Raw genomic sequence first — 5,524 nt, 5'->3', positions numbered from 1 at the left:
AGCTGGAGCTTAGGCTCTGTACTAGTGGCATAGTCCCCCAATTTTAAACTATACGGCTGAAAAATACTAGGGATAAGACGAACTGGGTATTGCTGGGCAATACTTATGGTTATGCCTATATATATAAATAATATGTGTAATAATTTTTTCAAAAACTCAGTTCTTTTTTAAACCCACAAGTCTGATACATCTATATTGTGTCTCAATATTTTAAGTTATCTATTTTCTATTATTTTCTTTGTTATGGTAGTTTACCCCGTCCTTATTTTTTATTTTTAATAGTTTGGTAACTTTAAATACATCTAACATTCAGCGTCTTACAATAAAACCCACAAGTCTGATACATGACCTCTTCTAAGGCTTTTACTACCCAGCCCGTAGCAATATCTTCAGGTATTCCTACGTTTACCATTGCTTTTATTTATAGCCTAACCATAATTCATCATAATATTCTAGAAAAAAATCCATTTTAACACTAATAATCCACACCCTAGTTCCCAGCGCTTCAACATCATCCCATGCATTTACTATATTGCTTAATTTGGTTTTTAATATATGTTTTTCAATATCCCAAAAGAGATATACCTCTTTTTCTTTTATATTTCTTAATTCGTCAAAAGAACTTATCCTTTTCTTATTTTCTATTTTATTAAAGTCAATCCTTTCATACCAAGTAAACTCTATTTGAGAAGTGATTGCATCTAATATTATTTGAGATTGATTATCTGATAATTCCACATATTCACCCAATGCTTCTAAACATTCCTCGTACAAAGTCATTTAATTAATTATTTATTTAAGTTTTCTAATTCTCTTTTTTAGTTTTCAATACCATATTCCTCATTAATACTTTGTATATGCTCCAATAGTGTTTTTGTTAAATTATTATTTATTAATCTGTATCTCCATACTTCAGCGGATAATCTAATTTTCCATTTCTTTTTAAACCCATAATTAACAATTATTGGAGTAAAGGCAGCTTCTTCAGATTTTGGAGCCAATTTATAATCTCCTCCTACATAAAATCTTATTGCTTCACTTATATAAGCCCAAAATTCTTTTATATCTTCTTCATTCATAGCATATAAATCTTTAAAATATTTTTCCACGATATCGATTTTATCCCATTCAAAAGATATTTTAAAATCTTTTTCTCGCATCTTTATTTTTTCTTCTAAAGATTTTAGTAACGAAGGTATTTCATTAATAAATCTATTGTATTCTCTTTTATTTAATTCTAAATTCATTTTTAATATTTTTTAATGATAAATAAATTTTCATTCATTTTTCTAATTTTAAGTTCTTGCTTAATAAATACTTCTACATTATCATCAACATCATTAAAACAATGCCATTCAATCTTATTAATATCTTTTGTTAATTCTTTTTCTAATATCTCAATATCTTTTAAAATTAGGTCTTTATATTTAGAAAGAGTTATTGGACCTGATTTGACCTCTCTAGCCGTATTTTCCAAAACATTATCAAAGTATCATTTCCCGTCTGAGGTTGTAATACCCTTTTTAGGCTTTAAACCTCCTTCCAAAAGTTGAAATTCATCTTCTGTCAATTTTCCAATTTTCCGATTTTTATACAAAGTTTTATATCGTTTTGACCAATCTTCAAAACTTAGTAACCCTTTATAATTTTTAAATTTATTGGTTAATAAATTTTTAAAAGTATTAGTCAAAAATTCTTTTTCTATATCATCTAACTTATTTTTAATTGCTTCTTTTATTTTTTTTCCTGTTTTTTCAACTCCTTCATCTACATTTTTAACCGCTTTTTTAATTCCTCCAGTACCCATTAGGATACTCGCTAATTCTACACCATCTTTCCCTACTGTATGGTTTACAATGTAAGATTTATCACTAGTATAGTTCGCTTTTTTCTGTTCATAAAAATCTACTGCTGCATTTTTATACTTTCTAGGCTAATAATGCAGGCATTCGGATAGTAGAGTTAGTATATCCTGCTTCATCTTCTTTCCAGTAATTATTTGGCAATGATGCTTCTTCCCAAACTGAAGCTCCCAAATCACCAATGGTGGTAAACCACTGCCTCCCGGTCATAAACTGTCAAGACAGTATCATTCAATTTTATTTATAGTAATCTATAACATGCTTTACAGTTCCATCCAGAGAACCTAATAGTTTATCTTGAACGACACCGTTAAACCAAGAGTCGAATCCAATTCCCATCCATTGCCTTTTTCCATTTTTATTATATCTATTACCGAAATCTATCAACTGTGGTGTTCCAGCACAATAATCAGATTTTGGTGCAATCTGCAACTTCCCACCTAATTTATTAATTAAGATTTTTGAGAAAAAAGCCCAAAATGATAATTGTAATAGTTTACGCTCTTCTTCATTAAATTTGGAATAATATGTTTGGTAAAAATTTTCAATTTCATCAATTCTATTTTCAAAATCATCAATACAATTACCTTTTATATTGCATTCATTCAGTTTTTTTATTAAAAAATCAATGTAAAAATCTTTTTTTTCAATAAAATCCTGCAATTCTTTCTTGTTGTTTAAAACCACCATAATTTTAATATTTAATTACCTTAAATACTCCCGTATTTTTTAATTCTTGTCTTAAGTTATCTTGAATGAATTTATTTATTTCAATTTCATTTACTTCATTAAAGCAGTGCCATTCTATTTTTGAAATCTGGTTATTTGTTAAATTCTAGTTCAAAATTTCAATATCTTTTAATATTTGCTGTTTACTATTAGAGAGAGTAATTGGTCCTGACTTTACTTCTCTTGCTGTGTTTTCTAAAACATTATCAAAGTATCGTTTCCCGTCTGAGGTTGTAATACCCTTTTTAGGTTTTAAGCCACCTTCTAATAATTGAAATTGTTCTTCCGTCAATTTTCCAATCTCTCTGTTTTTATATAGAGTTTTATATCTACTTTCCCAATCGACTCTGCTTAGTTTTCCTTTATATTTTGCAAATCCATCTTCTAATTTTTTAAGAAAATCTGGAGTTTTCATAAACTCCTCCAAATTATCCAGTTTATTTTGTATAGTACTTTTTACTATTTATCCCTTTCATCTGCATATTTACTAAACCGATCTATCCAGCCGTTTTCAATAATTGGTTCGGCTTTCAAATTTTCGCTTATCTTATTTAAATCTAATTGATTATCACACGTATTACCATAAATTAATTTATATTCATCATTTTCTTCTAATAAATTAAGAAAATCAAATAATGCCCCAGATAATATCTCTTTCGTATATTTCTCAATTTCTTTTTTTTGAATCCCATTCATATCTTTAAACAGATTTTTATAACCCTCTGTCTGAGACAAATCTTTAATGCTATTCATTATAAAGCGAAGCTGATTATCATAAACGTTTTCGATTAGAATATTTCCAAATTCATTTAAAATTTTATTATTTGATTTCATATTATTATATTTAGAAATTAATTTACACCATTCCAAGGGATATTTGCAATACTTTTAACACCCTTTGCCTGCAAGTCTTCTAAGGCTTTTACTACCCAGCCTGTGGCTATATCTTCTGGAATACCTGCGTTAACCATTGCTTTTATTTCTATGTCTGCCATTTCTCCTATTTCCATTTGTTTAAGGGGATTAGCTTTTCGCCAAGCCGAATATAGTGCATTTTGGTTTCCTGTAACCTTAGCGTGTATATTTTGTGGTATACCTGCATTTACCGTTTTCCAAGCATCTTCTAAAGAAGAAGGTTTTATACTAAACGCCTTTTTATAATCATAGTTTTCCACTCCTTCAAAGGCTTTTTTGGCTAAAGGGTGGTGTCCACCTACTCTGCGATATTCGCCTGTTCCTTCTAAAATATATTTGGCTCTTTTCTTTAGGTTGTTAATAACACCATCTATATTCTTAACAAAGGCTTTTTCTATGTCTTTCTTTACTTCTTTTTTTATCTTATCAGCAACATCTTTTGTTCCTTCTTTCAGAGCATTTTTGCCTTGCTTGAAAAAACCTGCCCCCATTGCCATAGAGATAATTTGGACACCATCTTTACTTACTTCATAATATCCTAAATATGGCTTATCTGAAAAATTATATTTAGCAATTTTATCCTTTATAGCACCTTCGGCAAGTGTATATACAGAACTAGGACTTATATTTTTCACACTATTCCACAAGCCTGTTCTTACTTCCTCTTTGGTTGCTACATCATAACCTAATTTTATCAGTTGTGGGTAGCTTGTTACTTCTCCTATAACACCATCTGCTACTCCTGTAAATAATGCAGGCATTCGGATAGTAGAGTTAGTATATCCTGCTTCATCTTCATTCCAGTAGTTCTTTGGCAATGATGCTTCTTCCCAAACTGTGGTTCCTAAATCAGACAAAGTCTCTATCCATTCTTTACCTGTCATCTGTTTTACATAGAACCCAAAATCTGTAACTTCTGTTTTATTTGAAAGACTATTGAGGTCTTTAGGGTCTTTTAAATCTTTTAAAACAGCATTTATAGAATTTTGTACTTCTTGTTCAATCCCTGTTTTTTGGGAATCGGATATTTTAGAATTTCCTTTGCCTAGAAGTTTAAAAGTAGAGATAAACTTACCTTTACCATCTTGCTCTATGCTTATACTGTATTTGCCTTTTACAACTGTACTAAATACTAAGTTTTCTGACAAACCTTTACCTCTTTCTTTTGCATCTGTACAATCTTGTTGAGCAGTAATTTGTACACCATTTATAGTTACAGCATTGGCATTATTATCATCTATTTTTATATCTACTAATGACTTTGCGTCTCCTGTTTCGAAAACATATTTATCTTCACTCGTATTACTGAAGTAATAAGAATTATCACTAAATGGTCTGTAAATTTTACCCTTACTCTTAAATGTGTATACAGCTTTGTTTTTATTAAAAGATATAGGATAATCTCCTTCTTTTAGTTTGTATAACTTTTTCCCTTCTCCATCGTTGTTTTTTTCAGATATTTGGAAATAATAGGTTTTACCTTTTAAGTTTTCATTTGGTGCAATGTTCCAGATGCAGCGCATTTCATCTTTTTCCGCATTTTTTGATTTAAGCTCTTCTATATCCGCTTTTAAATTCTTTAACTTTTGGATACAATCTGTTTCTGCAACCTCATCGGAACCTTTCTTTTTGTCATCTTTTACAGCACAAGTAAGGTCTTTTAGTTCGTCTTTTATTTTCTGCTCTAAATCTTCTATTTCTTTTTTCAATTTAGGAGTTATTAATCCTTGGTCGTAAAGAGAAGAAGTATCTTGATTATTTTTTCCAATAAGGTTGTTAACATCATCAAAAAGTTTATCGTAATCCGATTGAGACATACCATCATTTCCAATGGCATCGTCTATGATTTTAACAATTCCATCAATTAGATTTCCTAAATCATTTAATATATCTCCAACATTTACTATATTCTTTTCCGTAGGGTCATAAGTTGTTTCTATAACACCTTCTATAAGTTTCCTATCGGTATTGAGTTTAATATTATTAAAGCTGACTTTAACTTTGGTATCCGCTAAATA

Annotated in this window: 8 protein-coding genes and 1 pseudogene; all 9 read right to left on the bottom strand. The window is 29.5% G+C overall.

What is annotated here, in order from left to right:
* Positions 1-417: 417 nt before the first annotated feature.
* Positions 418-780, bottom strand: a complete 363-nt coding sequence (locus HMPREF9699_RS10645; protein ID WP_002664695.1) for a CDI toxin immunity protein — start codon at positions 778-780, stop codon at positions 418-420.
* A gap of 38 nt (positions 781-818) precedes the next feature.
* A complete protein-coding gene (locus HMPREF9699_RS10640; RefSeq protein ID WP_002664693.1) occupies positions 819-1,247 on the bottom strand; it encodes a hypothetical protein in 429 nt (142 codons plus the stop codon).
* Positions 1,248-1,249: 2 nt separating this feature from the next.
* A complete protein-coding gene (locus HMPREF9699_RS10635) occupies positions 1,250-1,477 on the bottom strand; it encodes a hypothetical protein (RefSeq protein WP_002664692.1) in 228 nt (75 codons plus the stop codon).
* Between the two features lie 15 nt (positions 1,478-1,492).
* A complete protein-coding gene (locus HMPREF9699_RS10630; protein WP_002664690.1) occupies positions 1,493-1,807 on the bottom strand; it encodes a hypothetical protein in 315 nt (104 codons plus the stop codon).
* 121 nt (positions 1,808-1,928) lie between these two features.
* Entirely contained in the window at positions 1,929-2,072 is a 144-nt protein-coding gene (locus HMPREF9699_RS11260) for a hypothetical protein (protein ID WP_155799893.1), read from the bottom strand.
* A 27-nt stretch (positions 2,073-2,099) separates the two neighbouring features.
* Entirely contained in the window at positions 2,100-2,552 is a 453-nt protein-coding gene (locus tag HMPREF9699_RS10625; RefSeq protein WP_002664689.1) for a hypothetical protein, read from the bottom strand.
* Between the two features lie 145 nt (positions 2,553-2,697).
* A complete protein-coding gene (locus tag HMPREF9699_RS10620) occupies positions 2,698-3,006 on the bottom strand; it encodes a hypothetical protein (protein WP_002664688.1) in 309 nt (102 codons plus the stop codon).
* Between the two features lie 44 nt (positions 3,007-3,050).
* Positions 3,051-3,425, bottom strand: a complete 375-nt coding sequence (locus HMPREF9699_RS10615) for a hypothetical protein (RefSeq protein ID WP_002664687.1) — start codon at positions 3,423-3,425, stop codon at positions 3,051-3,053.
* Between the two features lie 17 nt (positions 3,426-3,442).
* Positions 3,443-5,524: pseudogene (locus tag HMPREF9699_RS11345) on the bottom strand (hypothetical protein); the annotation flags it as partial.

This window comes from Bergeyella zoohelcum ATCC 43767 (genome assembly GCF_000301075.1).
Classification (GTDB): domain Bacteria; phylum Bacteroidota; class Bacteroidia; order Flavobacteriales; family Weeksellaceae; genus Bergeyella; species Bergeyella zoohelcum.
Note: the sequence above shows the minus strand (reverse complement) of the source record. Positions and strands in the feature narration are given on the sequence as shown.